At 42.9% G+C, this 17,189-nt stretch carries 14 protein-coding genes; 10 read left to right on the top strand and 4 right to left on the bottom strand.

What is annotated here, in order from left to right; all coding sequences use genetic code 11:
* Positions 1–24: 24 nt before the first annotated feature.
* Positions 25–495 carry an Lrp/AsnC family transcriptional regulator gene (locus tag QMA41_RS20480; RefSeq protein ID WP_021455917.1) on the bottom strand — a complete coding sequence of 157 codons (471 nt, stop codon included), beginning with the start codon at positions 493–495 and terminating at the stop codon, positions 25–27.
* 151 nt (positions 496–646) lie between these two features.
* On the opposite strand from QMA41_RS20480, the gene QMA41_RS20475 reads away from it, so the two are divergent.
* A complete protein-coding gene (locus QMA41_RS20475; protein ID WP_281630488.1) occupies positions 647–1,609 on the top strand; it encodes a hypothetical protein in 963 nt (320 codons plus the stop codon).
* Positions 1,610–1,636: 27 nt separating this feature from the next.
* Here the strand turns inward: QMA41_RS20475 and QMA41_RS20470 are convergent, their stop codons facing one another.
* Positions 1,637–3,199, bottom strand: coding sequence for a PAS domain-containing methyl-accepting chemotaxis protein (locus QMA41_RS20470; RefSeq protein WP_043010416.1), 1,563 nt, complete (start codon positions 3,197–3,199; stop codon positions 1,637–1,639).
* Between the two features lie 246 nt (positions 3,200–3,445).
* Between QMA41_RS20470 and QMA41_RS20465 the strand changes: the two genes are divergently transcribed.
* The 3 genes from QMA41_RS20465 to QMA41_RS20455 all read left to right on the top strand — a co-directional run bounded on the left by QMA41_RS20465 (position 3,446) and on the right by QMA41_RS20455 (position 6,962).
* Positions 3,446–4,975, top strand: a complete 1,530-nt coding sequence (locus QMA41_RS20465; RefSeq protein ID WP_281630487.1) for a diguanylate cyclase — start codon at positions 3,446–3,448, stop codon at positions 4,973–4,975.
* Between the two features lie 125 nt (positions 4,976–5,100).
* Positions 5,101–5,799: a hypothetical protein gene (locus QMA41_RS20460; RefSeq protein WP_281630486.1), complete on the top strand. Its 699-nt coding sequence runs from the start codon at positions 5,101–5,103 to the stop codon at positions 5,797–5,799.
* Between the two features lie 191 nt (positions 5,800–5,990).
* Positions 5,991–6,962, top strand: a complete 972-nt coding sequence (locus QMA41_RS20455) for a sensor domain-containing diguanylate cyclase (RefSeq protein ID WP_281630485.1) — start codon at positions 5,991–5,993, stop codon at positions 6,960–6,962.
* 255 nt (positions 6,963–7,217) lie between these two features.
* Here the strand turns inward: QMA41_RS20455 and QMA41_RS20450 are convergent, their stop codons facing one another.
* Positions 7,218–7,670 (bottom strand): DUF302 domain-containing protein, encoded by a 453-nt coding sequence (locus QMA41_RS20450; RefSeq protein ID WP_038157722.1) that lies wholly within the window; start codon positions 7,668–7,670, stop codon positions 7,218–7,220.
* A 167-nt stretch (positions 7,671–7,837) separates the two neighbouring features.
* Entirely contained in the window at positions 7,838–8,305 is a 468-nt protein-coding gene (locus QMA41_RS20445; protein ID WP_021455905.1) for a GrpB family protein, read from the bottom strand.
* Between the two features lie 634 nt (positions 8,306–8,939).
* On the opposite strand from QMA41_RS20445, the gene QMA41_RS20440 reads away from it, so the two are divergent.
* From QMA41_RS20440 to cqsA, 6 genes are all read left to right on the top strand, one after another.
* Positions 8,940–10,424: a lytic polysaccharide monooxygenase gene (locus tag QMA41_RS20440; protein ID WP_281630484.1), complete on the top strand. Its 1,485-nt coding sequence runs from the start codon at positions 8,940–8,942 to the stop codon at positions 10,422–10,424.
* A gap of 414 nt (positions 10,425–10,838) precedes the next feature.
* Positions 10,839–11,783, top strand: a complete 945-nt coding sequence (gene ylqF, locus QMA41_RS20435; RefSeq protein WP_281630483.1) for a ribosome biogenesis GTPase YlqF — start codon at positions 10,839–10,841, stop codon at positions 11,781–11,783.
* A gap of 95 nt (positions 11,784–11,878) precedes the next feature.
* The gene (locus QMA41_RS20430; protein ID WP_043010427.1) at positions 11,879–12,856 is read left to right on the top strand and encodes a GTP-binding protein; all 978 of its coding nucleotides are present in this window, start codon (positions 11,879–11,881) and stop codon (positions 12,854–12,856) included.
* 407 nt (positions 12,857–13,263) lie between these two features.
* Complete coding sequence (clcA, locus tag QMA41_RS20425) at positions 13,264–14,664, top strand: H(+)/Cl(-) exchange transporter ClcA (protein ID WP_281630482.1); 1,401 nt, start codon at positions 13,264–13,266, stop codon at positions 14,662–14,664.
* Between the two features lie 118 nt (positions 14,665–14,782).
* Complete coding sequence (locus QMA41_RS20420; protein WP_006960883.1) at positions 14,783–15,757, top strand: TDT family transporter; 975 nt, start codon at positions 14,783–14,785, stop codon at positions 15,755–15,757.
* Positions 15,758–15,973: 216 nt separating this feature from the next.
* Positions 15,974–17,155, top strand: a complete 1,182-nt coding sequence (cqsA, locus tag QMA41_RS20415; protein ID WP_281630481.1) for an alpha-hydroxyketone-type quorum-sensing autoinducer synthase — start codon at positions 15,974–15,976, stop codon at positions 17,153–17,155.
* Positions 17,156–17,189 lie beyond the last annotated feature (34 nt).

Here is a 17,189-nt window from a genome sequence, read left to right as displayed (position 1 = left end):
CCCGCTACACTAGCGGGGCGTTTTTTATTGAATCTCTTCTACATTCACTTCAGTACTGAACTTTACTGTGCGAGTAGAAACCGAAGTCTGAAATTTACGAATGTTCTTATCTTGATGCAATACGCGTTCAATAAACTTTTCATACGCTTTGATATCTGGAACGCTTACCACCAGCATGAAATCGTAGCCTCCCGTGATCTGATAACATTGAGTGACTTCAGGCGCTTTTGTTATTGATTGGCGAAACACGCTGTATATATCAGGTCTATCCCGCTCCATTTCGACTGAAACAATCAAGTTCATCTTATTACCGGCCAGCTCGGGATTGATGATAGAGACGTCACCTGTTATCACGTTGTCTTCCCTAAGCCGTTTTACCCTCTTCAAACAAGCTGGTGGCGATAACCCCACTTCTTCCGCCAACTCTACATTCGGAATACGATTATTCTTTTGCAGTATCGACAAAATCTTCCTGTCTAAGCGGTCAATTTCCATAATTTCTCCAGAGTGCACTTTTAAGAAACTTTAACACAACATTAAATCAATAAAGAAATATGAGGCACAGAAAGCATGAAAATCACACATCCATATTTCTCATGCTTTTATTAATATTCTTGCTATCGAATCATTCAGTGTGGATTTCAACATGGAAAAGTTACAAAGTTTCTTTCATGACCTTTTTAAAGAAATAATCGATGTCACCTGGACTCTGTATAAAGTGATGATTCCTATCATCATCGTCATTAAAGTTGTTGAAGAGCTAGGAGGCGTTGCATTGCTTAGCGAATGGCTGAGTCCTTTGATGAATTTTGTCGGTTTACCCGATGAAATGGGCTTAGTTTGGGCGACAACTCTGCTTACTAATATGTACGCAGGTCTATTGATCTTTATGAGCACCAACAGCGAACTCACCGTTGCTCAGGTATCAATTTTGGGTTCATTAATGCTCATCGCACACTCTATCCCGATTGAAGCAGCTATTGCGAAGCGTGCTGGCGTGAGTATTGCTATGACAACGTTAGTCAGAGTTGGGGGTGGACTATTGTTTGCGTGGGTTCTCCACCAGATTTATCAGTTCGGCGATTTGCTGAATACACCTGCCCAGATCGTTTGGAATCCGGAAATACCTCCAGAGCAAACTTATCTTCAATGGGCGTGGTCGCAAGTCGAAAACTTGATAGCGATACTTGTCATCATTGCAGTCTTACTATTTACGTTAAAGATGCTAAAACTGCTAGGTGTGGAGAAGTTAATGGCGATGACACTCAAGCCTGTTCTTTCTGTGCTGGGTATCAGCAGAGAGGCGACTAACCTAACCATCGTCGGTATTACGTTAGGCATTTCTTTCGGTGGCGGCCTGCTGATCAACGAAGCCAAGCGAGGCCACATACCAGCACGAGATGTGTTTACCGCCGTCATGCTGCTTAACTTAGCTCACAGCATGATTGAAGACACCATTCTCGTATTGTTGATTGGTGCCGACTTCGTGACGATATTTTGGGGAAGGCTGGTATTTGCTTTTATCATCATCGCTGTTATGTCACAGATCCTTAAACGCATAAGCGAGCCCACCTGTCAGAGATATTTGTATAAAAGCGTTCAACAATAACAAAGCCCTGCGTTTGCAGGGCTTCGTTTATTTTTCTTCAAATCGCTGAGCTAACTGATAAAACTCGTTGACCTGATTGCGTAACTCTTGCGAGTGCTGATTAACGGAATGGGTCGCCGCAAGGTTTTGCTCAGCGGCTGACGCAATTGACTGAATGTGCAGGTTCACATCGCCGGAAAGCTGGCGCTGTTTAGTTGCCGCATCTTCAACCGTAGTCATCAAATCGTTCATCGATTGCATCATGGTTTCGACTTCCGATAAACGTTTCGCGCTTTCTTCAGCCACTTCACCACATGCGTCGGTTTGCTCACGGTTGGCAATGATGTCGCGTTGCCAGCCTTCAATCGTCGTTAACATGGTTTCAATACTGTCTTTAATTTGTACTGTTGCATTCGACGTTCTGCCCGACAATGCACGAACCTCGTCCGCAACAACAGCAAAACCACGGCCCTGTTCGCCAGCACGAGCAGCCTCAATCGCGGCGTTTAAAGCAAGCAAGTTGGTTTGTTCTGCGATCCCACCGATTTCTTCCATCATCTGACTGACGTTTTGCGCCTGTTCACTCAGTTGGTAAGTGGTATTAGTCGCTTTCTCAGCCTGAACGCTGAGTTGCTCCAAATTCACATGAGTTTGATCGATGGTATCTTTCGCAAGCAGACAGGTTTTGAGCGTCACATCAATCAATTCATGCGCTTCATGCGTACTGGTGGACACTTCGTTAGCGGATGCTTCCACTTCTTCGGTAGCTTCACGAACTTGGCGAATATCTTTGGTTTGCTGCTCAAGGGCTTGAGTTACCTGCAAGGTCGTTGCACTTAGACCATCAGACAGATCTTGAAGCGGCTTAGCTGAATCCGTCATACGGCCCAAGACTGTGCGAATACGCGCTGAAAGAAGCTTGATATGAAAATCCGCCACGGAGAATTTACTATTGCCAGAATAGATTAGGCGACTGACACTGTCGTACTTAGATTGCAGCTTCTTAAGTTGCTTTGGTGTATCAATCAATTCTTGTCTGAACAGAAGAGCGACAACAGACAGTGGTAACAAACTTGAGATCCAACTTGCTGCTCCTTCCAAATCCATCATGTTAGCCAGCACTGGCGCTGACAAGGAACCTAGCAAAATCGCATAACGAAGTGAATCACTGATCTGTAGTGACCAGGTCCGGCCAGATTTTTCAGCTTTAAGCAACGATTTGTAAGCTGCATCAGCAACGGTAACCCATTCACGTTTTGGCTTAACACGAACAGATTGATAGCCCGTCATTTCTCCACGTTCATAAATCGGCGTTACATACGCATCTACCCAATAATAACCGCCCGACTTCGTTCGGTTTTTCACAATTCCACGCCAAGCTTTACCTTGCTTCAGGTTCGCCCACATGTCTGCAAATGCCGCCTTTGGCATTCCGTTATGGCGAACAATATTGTGGTTCTGTCCCAGAAGTTCTTCCTGAGTGAATTCAGCAATACGGCAAAAGGCATCGTTACTGTAGGTAATGACACCTTTTAAGTCTGTAGTTGATACTAACTGTTCGTTGGTATCAAGTAGGGTTTCACGTTCCGACGAAATTTGGCTAGCAGTCATGTGGATAAACTTTTGTAGTAATTATGTGGCACGGAAATATAAACAATAATTTAAATTATGACAAAATATTAAAGCCGTCCCATGTAACACTTTTGGATTATTTGAGGTTTTTTTTGCTTTAAACACAAGATCTTCCTCCATATGGCGACGATCTAGCACGTTAATTGCTGGCTCCGGCTGAAAATGATCTCTACAATAGCGATGCAATTTTGCTCAGTTACTCATTGTTCAGGTAGTCCGTTATTAGTGTATAAGTTAAAACACTTCAGTCTCAAACAGCTCACCATTCTGGTTTCTTTCTCTGTCGTTCTCCTGTTTCTAATGTTTTACTTTTCGTTTAAAGCGTTATGGAGCCATGAGCTGGCGATTGAGGCGTCTAAGAAGAGACAACAGTTTGAAATAGAGCGCGTACAAACTGTCCTGAAAATGGAAGAGCTTGAACTGAGAGCATCTTTAGAAGATTACGCTGCTTGGACAACGCTGACGAAATTCGTTCAGCACCCCACGGAAGCGTTCATCAGGGACAGTATTGGACCACACGCATTCGAGTCCAAGCTTGTCGACGGCATGATCATTTTTGATAAACAGCTACAAGTAAAATGGAGCGCTTTATATAAGGATGGCCAAGTCCACTCTGCACAGTTCATTGCTCTGAATGACCCAGCTGTCGTGAACAAACTTCTTGAACAATCGATCAATGCTTCGAGCGCTAAGGTATCTTCACACATCAAATATGCGGTTTATCAAAGTGAGCCTTATATGGTTGCATCCGCCAGAATTTGCTTGAGTGATGGCAAATCCTGCGATTTCGGTTACATCGTATTTATTCGTAAAATTCGCAAAGACTTTATCTCTGAAATTGAAGCTGCAACAGGTGTAGAGATCAACGTCCACCCATACAGTGAACATGACTCCCTACATGGAGCTTTGCCGATTGATGTCTCCGTCATTTACCGTGATGATTTCCTTGATGGCGATAACATTGCAATTGAAATTACTCATAACGAAAAGCTACCAGATTTCCTAACTTTTTCAGAAGCAAGCGTACTGGCTTGTTTTTCTCTGGTAATGTTTGTTCTTAACTTGTCTGTTGTGTCTAAGCTGATAAAGCCATTGGGGCAGGCTCAAAAAGCCTTGCGCCAGTTTCAGAAGTCCGGTGACAAACTGCCAAATGAAGCCACATTTATCTCAAAAGAAATGAAAAGCTTTGCCCGCGACATCAACAATTTAATCACCGAACTGGATGAAAAGCGCGAAATTCTCAAAAAACAATCTATTGTTGACCCACTTACCGGTATTGCTAATCGTAGGCATCTATATGAAACAGCCCGTCATTTCATTGAGGAGCTGGGTTACAACCATATAGGTGTCATTCTGGTCGATGTCGATCACTTTAAGCAATACAACGATAACTATGGTCATGTGGCTGGAGATCAAGCCTTGAGGCGTGTCGCTGAGGCATTGCGTGAGGTCGAATCGCCATATGAACACTTAGTATGCCGTTATGGGGGGGAAGAGTTTTGCGTCATCCTCGCCAGCGACATAGAGCTCAATTTAGATGCTTACCTACAAATGCTGGTTGGAGCAATCAGCGAAATGGCACTTGAACACGCATATTCACCAACTCATCCGTTCATAACAGTGAGTGCTGGAGCAACATCAAAACGCATTACTTCATATGAACATCTAACAAGCTTGTTCCAGTTCGCGGACCAAGCACTTTATATGGTCAAACAAGATGGCAGAAACGGCTACCAAATCATTCTTGCCAATTAAGTTTCCTCAATAGGAAAAGTGGTTTTCCATATTCCACCAAACAGCCACACCAATGCGCTCGAGGTTTACCATCTCCCTTAGATAGACTATACCAGTGATATGTCTTGTGGAGAGTGGCCTCAATAATGCACATCCAAACTGCCAGAATCTTCTGGCTAGTTTTGTTCATCTATTCTATTCGGTCGGCCGTTGCCGAACCTGCTGTTATTGCTATAGGCGAAATTTATCAAAACCCTGAATTAAACAAGCTCGCTGGCTTTACTTTGAGAGAAGATCTTGAATTCATATACCAAAAATCGGGTATTGAGGTCGATTTTGTTTATTTGCCTAATGCGAGGGCAATTCGTGCAGTTAGCCAAGGCCGTTACCAAGGATTAGATTTAAGAATATCTAGGCTTGCGAATGATGAGAACATGATCAAAGTCGATGTTCCTCTCTATTACGTCAGTATTTTTATGTATGGCTTTGAAGGGCAATTTTACGAAGAGCTCAGTGAAGTGTCAGAAAAAGTACTCGTTTCACAATTGGGGATGAAGTTTACAGATAAAATCTCACACTACAAACAGCTCTACCTGGTTGAGAAATCAGAACAGGCGGCATTAATGGTCAGTAAAGGGCGCGCTGATCTATGGCTCGCTCCTAAGGTGGTTTATGAAATTTTGAAGGGTCAGTTCCCTAATATCAAACCCGTTAGCAAGGCGATATTGCATGAGCCTCTTTATCATTATATTCACGTTTCCAATAAACATTTACTGCCACAATTGGAACAAGCCGTTAGAGAGCTCGTCGCCAGCCGCCCTAATCAAGAAATATCTCTCAGGTAAGCTAACCTACTGCTCGACCATCTAACTAAATTGACCATCGGTAAGATGTGGTTTCACGATGTAAGCGTGGCAATTGCAAATTTATCAACACCTAACCCCATGCAGCTATCAATACTTCTATAATTAAAGCTAAGCTTGGAGTCTATCTCTTGTTGATAAGAAGAAAATTGAAGTAAGGAGTCTGAAACTCAATGTCTGGTTATAAATACGGCTCATGCTATTACGGAAAAATTGAGGATGTTGACTGGGAGCGATGGCAGAAATTAGTGGATATGATTGCCCTATTATTTGACGCCCCCGCCGCATTTGTTACCCAGGCGACAACCAATGGCATTGAGGTATTAGTTGCTTCAGAGCAGGCCCCTTCGCAATATTGTCCAGGTGCTTATTCTGATAAAAATACCAATGTTTACTGTCATCAAGTCGTTCAGAGCAACCAGATGATGTATGTAGCGGATGCCAGTGAAGATGAAAAATGGTCTGATAACCCTGAGTATACAGAAGACCAATTTTCAAGCTATCTTGGATACCCCATTCAGTGGCCGGATGGGAATAGCTTTGGCACATTGTGCGTGATGGACCAACGGCCAACGGATTATTCCGACAAACTCATGACCGTACTTAGTTTTCTTAGAGACACCATCAACAGTGATTTGGCCTACCTGTATAAAGCTAATCAACTCAAAGTAGAAAGTCGTTTTGATGAACTGACAAAAGCGCTAAACCGCCGAGGCTTTACGGAGTCTTTCGAGCGTCATATCACCCTTTCAAACTCATTCAACCGTTCGAGCATGTTAATGTATCTCGATATTGACGGGTTCAAAGCCATTAACGACCAATGGGGCCACTCTGTTGGAGACCAAATACTTAAAGATTTTGCTACCGCCCTTCTCAAGAGTGTCAGAAAGAGCGATTTAGTCGCCCGCTGGGGTGGTGATGAATTTGTCGTCTTACTCGATAGTGAACAAGAGGTGGATAAATCCCGCTTTGTTGAAAGGCTGGATGAAAGCCTTAAAACTTCATGTCAGGAGCATATCCCTCAGTACTCTATCGGTAGCGTAGAATTGGCTAGTGATACAGATCCAAGCAAGTTGACAGACTTTCTCTGTAAAGCAGATGCCGCTATGTATGACAACAAGTCACTCAATAAAACGAAGCGTTAATCTTTGCTCCTAATGCATAAAACCCCAAAAAACTTATGCCTCTGGAGCTTTCATTAACAACTTACAAAGCCACTGCTTAAATTGTGCAACTAATTAGTGTTGTTTCGAAAGTAATTGAGTCTGATCCTGAGATGTAATACTTCTCTGATATTCAGGCCTGAGAAGATGAATCAGCAGTTAGAACTACATTGCAAACGAAAACAAGCAGCTTAGTTTGCTGCTTGTTTGTCAATTATAACGCCTACTACATATAGGCTATTGGCTGGTTGTAGCCTTTGATAAGCCACTCAATACATTAGTTACCTTGGTGATTACTTCGTCGCAGCCTTTAACATCGTGTCGCTGCTTAATGTAATTGGGATCATTGTAAGACAGCCAGACTTTCTGCTCTTCATCTTGAGTCACCAAAACCTTCTGCGGTAGGTCAATCGCAACACTCTGTGCGCACTGCATAAGTGGCGTGCCTACTTTCGGATTACCAAAAATGATCAGTTCAGTTGGTCTGAGCTCTAGGCCCACACCTTCAGCATTAGCTTGATGATCAACTCGGGCAAAAATATTAAGTCCTTTCTTCTTAGCAATCGCTTCAAATCGATCTGCTGTTTCTTTTACAGAATACGGGCTCTCATGCATGACAACACCCTGTGCAGCAATAACTGACATAGATGCAGACAGCAGAATGGCACCTAAAGAGGCAAACTTTAACATGTAGAATCTCCTGAAATGTTAATAGAGCCATCCCTTGAAGTCAGAAATTAGCTCACATCAAACGTTCATTCTGCCGTAGGCAGACAAAATACAACAAATTAAAAATGTTGTATGCTGAATCAACATCTTAAGTACACCGTCCCATTTACATTATGTTCTCAAATTGGTTACTTACTTAAGACTTGTTCGATGAATTCAGACTTAATCCTGCGGTAGTCTTCAGGTGAATAACCTTCGCAAGACTGTTTAAGTTTATTGTAACGATTAACTAAGTCAGGGCTTGAACGTAGTTGCTCCCTAAATTTAAGAAAACACTCATATTGCGAACCATTTGCAACGACTTGAAATGCGACATCTTCTGTCTTTGATTCGAGCATACATAATTCAGGGGTCCGCAAGGTATTTTGCTTTACCGAAAACTCTAACTTGTACAACTGTTGAACCGCCCCTTCCAATTCTCGTGGCTCAACTCCGACATAGATGTCCAGATCACCTTTTGATATGGCACCAGGGATTGCCGAAGAGCCAACATGCTCGACAACCGCATCAGGGAGCAACAAACTTATTCTTCTCTTATAAGTTTGAAATTGTGTATAACACAAATCCTGATACTCTTCTGGTAAATAAAACTTCATACTATCCTCAAGCAAATCAGTGAGCCGAGACTAAACAATAAAGGTATCTTCTTTGCTCATTTATTCAAACATCATTGATTCTTTACCCACAGTGAACCTCTATTGCCTACAAATAAATGAGCCAATTTGTAAGCTACGTTAGTACACTTAAAAGCCATCAAGCAAAGTAATTACTTAACATATATCCATTCACAAAACGAATCTTAATCAATTATACAATTACCAGTAAGCATAATAAATCAAAAACCAATAGCCATAAAAAATGAAACTAAATGTCATGCTAACGTCATCATCTCAGTTATAAAGACATGATATATACAGTAACTTTATTTATTGAATCGGATTCACATATTAAAAAACTTTTGCATTACGTTGTTTGAAATCTAAAACAAGTCAATAAATAACTGTTAATTATCAGAAGTTTAGGTTAAATAGCAAAAATTAAGACAGATTTGTAAGAAGTTCGACAATTGCGATCTTAATTCATATAACGAATATTAAAACTTTCATAAAAATAATCTTGGCTTATCTTTCAACCGTTTCTAATAGAAATAAAAATAATAGAAAAACTCCAGTCAATAAACCAAAACTATTGATTGGGTATATTAATTATAAAACGGAATAGAGTAAGAAAATGACAGCGAATAAACACATTTTAAAACTGGCGGTAGGTAGCGCTTTGCTATCTGCCCTACCAGCCGATGTCTACGCACATGGTTGGTCTGAATATCCAAATGCTCGACAAAACATTTGTTACGAACAAGGCGGTATCTGGTCTGGCAGTCCACCCAACGCCGCTTGTTCAAATGCCAAAGACATTTCGGGATCTTACCCGTTCGTACAGCGAAACGAATACGCAAAGAACATTACCGACTTTAACAACCAGAGTGCAGTAAGAGCCGCTATTCCAGATGGCACATTATGCTACGCAAACGATCCTCAGAAACGTGGGATGGGAGCCCCGCATACGGCCTGGACTCGTACAGAAATGAACACGGGTACATTCGAATATGTGTTTAATGCCACGGCACCGCACAATCCTTCTTTCTGGGAATTTTACTTAACCAAACCAAATGCTGACCTGTCTAAAGGCCTAGCTTGGGGCGATCTAGATTTGATTCAAGAAACGGGCAATGTACCTGTAGAGAACGGAAAATACCGAATCAACGTAACTATCCCATCTGATAGATCTGGAGACGCCATTCTCTTTGTGCGTTGGCAACGAGATGATGCCGCGGGTGAAGGCTTCTACAACTGTTCTGATATTACGATTAAGAATGGTAACACTCCACCTCCTGAGCCAGCACCAGAACCAGATTTACATCGTGGAGCGTCCTTTATCCCTAGTGGATTGGAAGCACCTGAAATTGGCGATGTAGTAAAATATGACATCATCAACAAGGATGGCGCGGTTGCACGTAGCTTTGATATCAGAGTAGATTCAAACAACGTTGGTGACTGGGATCGTCTCCTTGCTTCTGAGATTAATGGTTGGCACGCAGAATTCAAAGATGGTGCTGTCTTTATCGGTGATTGGCACGAAGAAATGCAGCACTACATGTATTTCCAGAATGATCCGTCACGCAATTTCTTTAACTCTAAGGACAGCCGTGCTTCAGGGCTAATGACCGTTTCCCGGGACGACAATGGCAATGTTGATCCGTTAGCAGGACAACTCTATGAGCTATCCCTAAGTGATAATGTCGTAAACGCGGGTGATAAAGTCGTCATCGTAACAGAAGAAAATGCAACGTTGACTCAAACTCAGGGCACACCTGTACAGATTCAGAATAACGGTTCTTCTTCGATCATTATCGACACCCAGTCTATTACTCAGAATGAAACGTTAATCTTCTCAGCGAGCGCGACCAACAGCGATCGAACTGAGACCTTTACGTTTGAGGTGGTTGTTGATGATGGCGGTGTCACTCCTCCACCAACTCCAGAACCGGACCCAGATACAGGGAATGCTTGGAGCTCATCAACGACTTACGTCGGCGGTGAAGTTGTGTCATATGCCGGTAAGGAGTGGAAAGCACAGTGGTGGACACAAGGCGGTGATGATCCTGAAACGACATACAGTAAGGACAAATGGGGTGTTTGGCGACCAGCCAACTAATTCTCGTAGTGTTCATCCCATCATCTAAATGAGTTGATGGATTTCTATGAAATAGCCATCGCGTCTTTACAACGCGTTGGCTATTTTTTTGCTTAGCGTCAAATGATCACCCCTTTGAGCTTTTGAAGCCGATACACGCAGCGATAACGTCAGCCAAACCAATAGAGCTCACGCAAAGATAGAAGTTCGACTCTTACCGGACATCACTAACTGGCTACAACGTAAACGATTGATGTGATTAGTCGCTTTTCTCCTGCCCTTCGTTATGAGATTACTAAAGTCGGTGTTAATATTGCGCCCAAGTCAATCTGCCCTGCCTTATTGGGCTTCAAAAACTTGTGATAAGCGAACGCTTTGTTATGTTTAAAGTTGCACGGCAGATTAAACCATTAAATTAGAAGGCAATATTTTCAAATGGTTAACAATACAATTCAATGGTTTCCGGGCCACATGCACAAAGCCCGTAAAGAGATTGAAGAAGCGATCCCTCAAGTAGATGTCATTATTGAAGTATTGGATGCTCGCATTCCATTCAGTAGTGAAAACCCAATGATCTCTGAAATCCGTGGTGAGAAGCCAGTCGTTAAGGTACTGAATAAACGTGACCTTGCCGATCCAGAGTTAACTCAACTATGGATTGAACACTTCGAGCAAGAACACAATGTAAAAGCGATGGCGATTACGACTTCCAACACTCAGGAAGTTAACAAGATCCTAGAGCTGTGCCGTAAACTTGCGCCGCATCGTGAAGAGATTGGTAAGAACATTCGTACAATGATCATGGGTATTCCCAATGTGGGCAAATCAACCATTATCAATACTCTTGCAGGCCGTACTATCGCAGTTACTGGTAACCAGCCAGCCGTTACGCGTCGTCAACAACGTATCAACCTACAAAATGGTATTGTTTTGTCGGATACTCCCGGCATTTTATGGCCTAAAGTAGAAAACCCACACAGCGGATTCCGCCTCGCTGCAACCGGTGCCGTTAAAGACACTGCCATGGAATACGAAGAAGTGGCTTTCTATACAGTTGAGTACCTTGCAAAAGCGTACCCTGAGCGTTTGAAAGAGCGCTATCAGATCGAAGAAATGCCAGAAAGCGACATAGAACTAATGGAAGAGATTGGTCGTCGAAGAGGCGCGCTACGTTCTGGCGGACGAGTCGATCTGCATAAATGTTCGGAAATCTTACTTCACGAACTACGTAATGGTACCTTAGGTCAAATAACACTTGAGTTGCCAGAAATGATCACCAAAGAGTTGGTCGAAGTAGAGATCGAAGCGACACGCAAAGCTGAAGAGAAGGCCAAGAAAAAAGAAGAGCGTCGTAAACGCTACTTAAAGAATAAACGCTAATCACAACAACGGCGGTATCTACCGCCGTTTTTTATTCTAGCTTCCACGCTAACCTTTGATATAGTCAAAGCATTGTTATCGACGAGTTTTGCACAATGAAAATCCCAACCAATATCATTACTGGTTTTCTGGGTACCGGAAAAACCACGACAATCCTAAACCTACTGAAAGAAAAACCTGCTGACGAAAATTGGGCAGTTCTGGTCAACGAATTTGGCGAAATTGGTATTGATGGCGCAATGCTGACCGAGCAAGGTGCGATGATCAAAGAAGTGCCCGGTGGCTGCATGTGTTGTGCTGCTGGAGTCCCAACTTCCGTTGCTCTGACTGCTTTGCTTCGCACGCAACCTGATCGCCTGATTGTTGAACCTACCGGCTTGGGTCACGCCCACAAGATTCTCGCAACCTTAACCTCTGCTCAGTTTCGAGATTACATCGACCTGAGAGCCACCATAGGCTTAGTCGACCCACGTAACTTATCTAGCCCTAAGTATCTGGAGAATCAGAACTTTAACGACCAACTCAACATCGCAGATATTGTGATTGGTAATAAAGTAGACGAATGTCATGTCAGTGACGTCGATGCGTTTAACGACTGGGTTTCTGACCAAAATCCACCCAAGATTTACAGTCAACTCGTCAAGCAAGGGCGTTTCCCTATCGAACTTCTGGACAACCAGAGGAGGGATCCATCGGTTTCAACGGACATTGCACAACACCATCATGAACATGCTGAGGCAGAACCTCAATTTGCTCTAGCGCCAGATCAAATAATGGTTCGCAAAGAAAACAAAGGCCAAGGTTACTTTAGTTGCGGTTGGTTATTTGGTGCAGAAGTCACGTTCAATTTTGATGACCTATTTTCTATGTTATCTGACTTAACTGCCGAACGCGTCAAAGGTGTGATGAACACCGACAGAGGCTGCTATGCGTTCAATGTAAGCCACGGTGTTGTCTCTGTTAATGAGATGTCATTAGAAGGCTTTGAAAGCCGTATGGAAGTCATCGATAGCCAACTTCTACCATGGGATCAATTGGAAAAGGTACTTAAGCAAATTGCTTCAATTGACTAGCACCCTATAAAAGACAAAAGGCGCACCATACAGTGCGCCCTATCCCTCGTTACTCAATCGTGAGTCTGCGAATCAGAACCGTCTGTTGATGCGTCCTGATCTTAATACGAGGATCTCGAAATGACTTGTTGAATCCATCCAAATTGTAGGTAAGGCAGAAAATCCTCCATGCGGGTCGGTTCAGATTGCCTTACCATTTAAATATGGTTCAAAACTCCCAAAGTGCAAGCGAATAAACGTGATCTCTTGCCAATTCTCAGGCTATTTGTCGATATCTCTGAATCTCCATATTTGAAAATCAATATTTCAATCTTGACGCTATAGTTAAGCCTATACCAGCGTATAATTCTTGCTAGAGACATCACCATTTCTAATAAGAAAATAGATAAAACGAGGTTGATCTTTTTATGACCAAAAGAGAGAAAATTAAGCAGTCCCTTTTAGCCAGTATGCCAAAGGATGCTATTAACCAGTTTCTCTCTAAAGATAAAACGTCCGTCTCTGTTCTCATCCTTTCTTTACTTGTCGGTATTCTTGCGGGCATCGTTGGAACCTTCTTCGAAATTGCGGTTCATTTTGTCTCTGAGACTCGGACTGACTGGCTCAAACAAGCGATTGGTAGCGCATTACCGCTGTGGCTCGCTGCATTTTTAATCAGTGCCGCATTGGCATTTGTTGGCTATTACCTCGTTCACCGTTTTGCTCCTGAAGCTGCGGGATCTGGCATTCCAGAAATAGAAGGCGCGATGGATGGCATACGCCCTGTTCGTTGGTGGCGTGTTCTACCTGTAAAGTTCTTCGGTGGTATGGGTGCACTAGGCTCTGGTATGGTTCTTGGACGTGAAGGGCCAACGGTTCAAATGGGGGGAGCCATTGGCCGCATGGTGACGGATCTCTTTCAGGTAAAAAATGATGATACCAAACACTCACTGCTTGCATCGGGTGCGGCAGGAGGTTTAGCCGCAGCGTTTAACGCTCCGTTAGCCGGCATCATGTTTGTAGTTGAAGAAATGCGCCCCCAATTTCGATACTCACTCATTTCTATTCGTGCGGTTATCATTTCAGCCATCTCCGCCAACATTGTCTTTCGTTACATTAATGGTCAAGACGCCGTTATCACTATGCCACAATATCACCCGCCAGAGCTTGCCGCCTTATGGCTTTTCTTACTGTTAGGTGCGATGTTTGGCGTGTTTGGAGTCATATTTAATCGCCTAGTTACTCTGTCTCAGGACTTATTTGTCAAACTACATAAGAATGATCGCAGACGCTACCTGATCACCGGAAGCTGTATTGGCGGTTTTTTTGGTTTGATGTTGCTTTATCTACCGGAAATAACCGGCGGCGGCATTGGCTTAATCCCTACCATCACTAACGGTGGCTACGGAGCCACAGTGTTGCTGCTTTTGTTTGTTGCAAGAATTCTCACCACACTAATTTGTTTTGGCTCTGGAGCACCTGGTGGCATCTTCGCACCGATGTTGGCTTTAGGTACACTGTTTGGATATGCGTTTGGATTAATCGCCCATGGGTTGATGCCTGAACTGATGATTTCTCCGGGCATGTTCGCCATTGCAGGAATGGGGGCATTGTTCGCGGCTACCGTTCGCGCTCCAATTACGGGCATATTATTGGTGATCGAAATGACCAACAATTACTACCTGATATTGCCACTGATCATTACCTGTCTCGGCGCGGTTATTTTCGCTCAATTACTTGGGGGACAACCAATCTATAGCCAACTGTTACATCGAACATTAAAAAATGAGAAGTTGAGACAAGAAGACCTTCCTTGCGAGTCAAAATGACAATTGCACAGCAACCGATGAGCTTGATATGATCCCTTGCCCTAAATGATCGGTAGCACGGATTTGCTTACTCATTTAGTCCCCAATCATTTGTTTCAAGCTAGTCAGGATTAAGCCGTTGAACTGGAGACGCTTTACACAATTTCAGAGTGTACCACCATCACAAGCAGCATTAGCGCTAGGCATGATAGGACTTGGGCACGCATGGGCGTTATATATTCCTGACATTGGCGTTTTTATCCGCCCTTATCTTGCGGCAGGCGGTGCTATTCTGCTGCTACCAGTGCTAATAAAATACTTCAGCAGTTACTCCACGTTCATCAACGATATTCGACACCCACTGAGCGGCAGCTTAATGGCTCCCATGAGCATGGCATTGTTGATTTTGTGTGATTACCTCGCCGTGATCTCGCCCTTGATCGCCTACCCATTATGGTTTGCAGCGCTTTTGCTCCACATCACTATGATGGTGCTGTTTTTCTTCTTTCAGATCACACGTTTCAAAGTGTCGAATATTGTCCCTAGTTGGTTCTTGTATCCGGTGGGATTAATCAGTAGCTCGCTAGCAGGGACGAAGTTCGGTCATACGGTATTCTCTGAAACCTTAGTTAGCATCTGTATTACTATTTATTTCTTTATGCTGCCACTCGTGCTCTACAGGCTGATGTTTGAGGGCCGACTTCCTCGTAGGGCAAGACCGACTCTGGCCATCATGGCGGCACCGATCAACCTATCGTTGGCGACCTATCTGGTTAATTTCCAAAAGCCAGACCCTATTCTTACCGGCGCTTTGGCTGGAATTGCTATCACCATGACGTTAACGATCTACCTCTGTTATTTCCGTCTAATGCGGCTTAAATTCCAACCTTCGATTGCGGCCGTCACCTTCCCTTCCGTCATTAGTGCGATCGCGATGCACCGCCTTACGAGTTTTTTCGAGCAATATCATCCACATTGGCACTGGCTTCACAAATTTGGATTTTTTGAGCTGAGTGTTGCTACCGGACTGGTAGCTTGGGTATTCGTTGGCTATATCAAAATGTACTGGCCAGAAATCTTTATCTCTTGCAAGAAAGGGAACTCTTATAAATAACACTACGTACCGAATAAATAATGGGGAAATATAATAATTAGCTTTAGTTAGGCTCGGGTCAGCGTAGGGAAAGAATTCATATACTATTATAGTTGATATTTTTATTTGTAACAGACCACAAAATAATAAATATTAGCACTCGAACTTATATCCATTTTGGTTCATATATCATTTTGTCAGCTGGCACATGGTTTTAACAAAAAGGATATATTTATCATGAATACGCTTAACCATTACCCTCCTTTGCCAGATTTTATTAATAATAAAATAAATTTCTATCTGGATGACTTAATTAATACCAATAAGAACGGTAAGCATTTAGTTCTTGGAAAAAGGCCGCAAAGTGGCGACCTCGTTTTGCAAAGTAATGATTACCTCGATTTATCCAATAACCCCGATATCATTGATCACCATATTAGTTCTATTATGGCACGTAAAAATAGCCCATTTATGTCAGGTATATTTTTGCAGGATGAAAGCTCCAAGCCTGAAGTAGAAGAAAAACTCGCCAAGTATGTCGGGTTTCAATCTTGTTTACTTTCTCAATCTGGTTGGGCGGCCAATACTGCCTTGCTACAAACCATTTGTGACAGTGAAACAAATGTCTACATCGACTTTTTTGCTCATATGTCTTTATGGGAAGGTGCGCGTATCGCCGGAGCTAACATCCATCCCTTTATGCATAATAACGTCAAGCATTTGAATAAATTGATAAACAGACATGGCCCTGGAATCGTTCTTGTCGATTCGGTTTACAGTACCATAGGCACCATTGCCCCCTTAGTCGAGCTCGTGTTAATCGCGAAGGAATATGGCTGTGCGATATTAGTCGATGAATCACACTCCCTAGGTACACACGGTAAACATGGTGCTGGTTTGTTACAAAGCTTAAAACTAAGTCATCAAGTCGACTTTATGACCGCCAGTTTAGCAAAAACGTTTGCCTATCGAGCTGGTGCTATTTGGTGCAACAATCGCGCTAATGATTGTGTACCATTTGTGGCTTACCCCGCGATATTTAGCTCTACAATGTTACCACATGAGTTGGATAGGCTCGATAAGACACTGGATATAATAAAAGAACAAGATAAAGAAAGAGCTTACTTACAGGAGTTAAGCGAGTATTTAAAAACTAACCTAGCAAATATCGGGCTAACTATTCGAAGTCAATCGCAAATAATAGCGGTTGAAACGGGAGATGAACGTAACACCGAAAAAGTGAGAGACTTTTTTGAATCACAAGGAATATTTGGTGCGGTATTTTGTCGACCTGCAACGACACCTAATAAAAACATAATACGTTTTTCACTTAATAGCTCTACCACTAAAGAAGAAGTAAATAAAATCATTCGCGCTTGTCAGACGGCTTACGAACTTCCAGATATGTATTTTATTTAAATAAATTTCAAAGGCCCAAACATCATGGGCCTTT

This window comes from Vibrio sp. St2 (assembly GCF_947311885.1).
Classification (GTDB): domain Bacteria; phylum Pseudomonadota; class Gammaproteobacteria; order Enterobacterales; family Vibrionaceae; genus Vibrio; species Vibrio coralliilyticus.
Note: the sequence above shows the minus strand (reverse complement) of the source record. Positions and strands in the feature narration are given on the sequence as shown.

Bases quoted from the DNA above. Each gene is read 5' to 3' on its own strand.
- QMA41_RS20460 (WP_281630486.1), top strand. From the start codon at position 5,101: ATGCACATCCAAACTGCCAGAATCTTCTGGCTAGTTTTGTTCATCTAT.
- QMA41_RS20450 (WP_038157722.1), bottom strand. From the start codon at position 7,670: ATGTTAAAGTTTGCCTCTTTAGGTGCCATTCTGCTGTCTGCATCTATG.
- QMA41_RS20455 (WP_281630485.1), top strand. From the start codon at position 5,991: ATGTCTGGTTATAAATACGGCTCATGCTATTACGGAAAAATTGAGGAT.
- QMA41_RS20430 (WP_043010427.1), top strand. From the start codon at position 11,879: ATGAAAATCCCAACCAATATCATTACTGGTTTTCTGGGTACCGGAAAA.
- QMA41_RS20480 (WP_021455917.1), bottom strand. From the start codon at position 495: ATGGAAATTGACCGCTTAGACAGGAAGATTTTGTCGATACTGCAAAAG.
- cqsA (WP_281630481.1), top strand. From the start codon at position 15,974: ATGAATACGCTTAACCATTACCCTCCTTTGCCAGATTTTATTAATAAT.
- ylqF (WP_281630483.1), top strand. From the start codon at position 10,839: ATGGTTAACAATACAATTCAATGGTTTCCGGGCCACATGCACAAAGCC.
- QMA41_RS20440 (WP_281630484.1), top strand. From the start codon at position 8,940: ATGACAGCGAATAAACACATTTTAAAACTGGCGGTAGGTAGCGCTTTG.
- QMA41_RS20445 (WP_021455905.1), bottom strand. From the start codon at position 8,305: ATGAAGTTTTATTTACCAGAAGAGTATCAGGATTTGTGTTATACACAA.
- clcA (WP_281630482.1), top strand. From the start codon at position 13,264: ATGACCAAAAGAGAGAAAATTAAGCAGTCCCTTTTAGCCAGTATGCCA.
- QMA41_RS20470 (WP_043010416.1), bottom strand. From the start codon at position 3,199: ATGACTGCTAGCCAAATTTCGTCGGAACGTGAAACCCTACTTGATACC.
- QMA41_RS20475 (WP_281630488.1), top strand. From the start codon at position 647: ATGGAAAAGTTACAAAGTTTCTTTCATGACCTTTTTAAAGAAATAATC.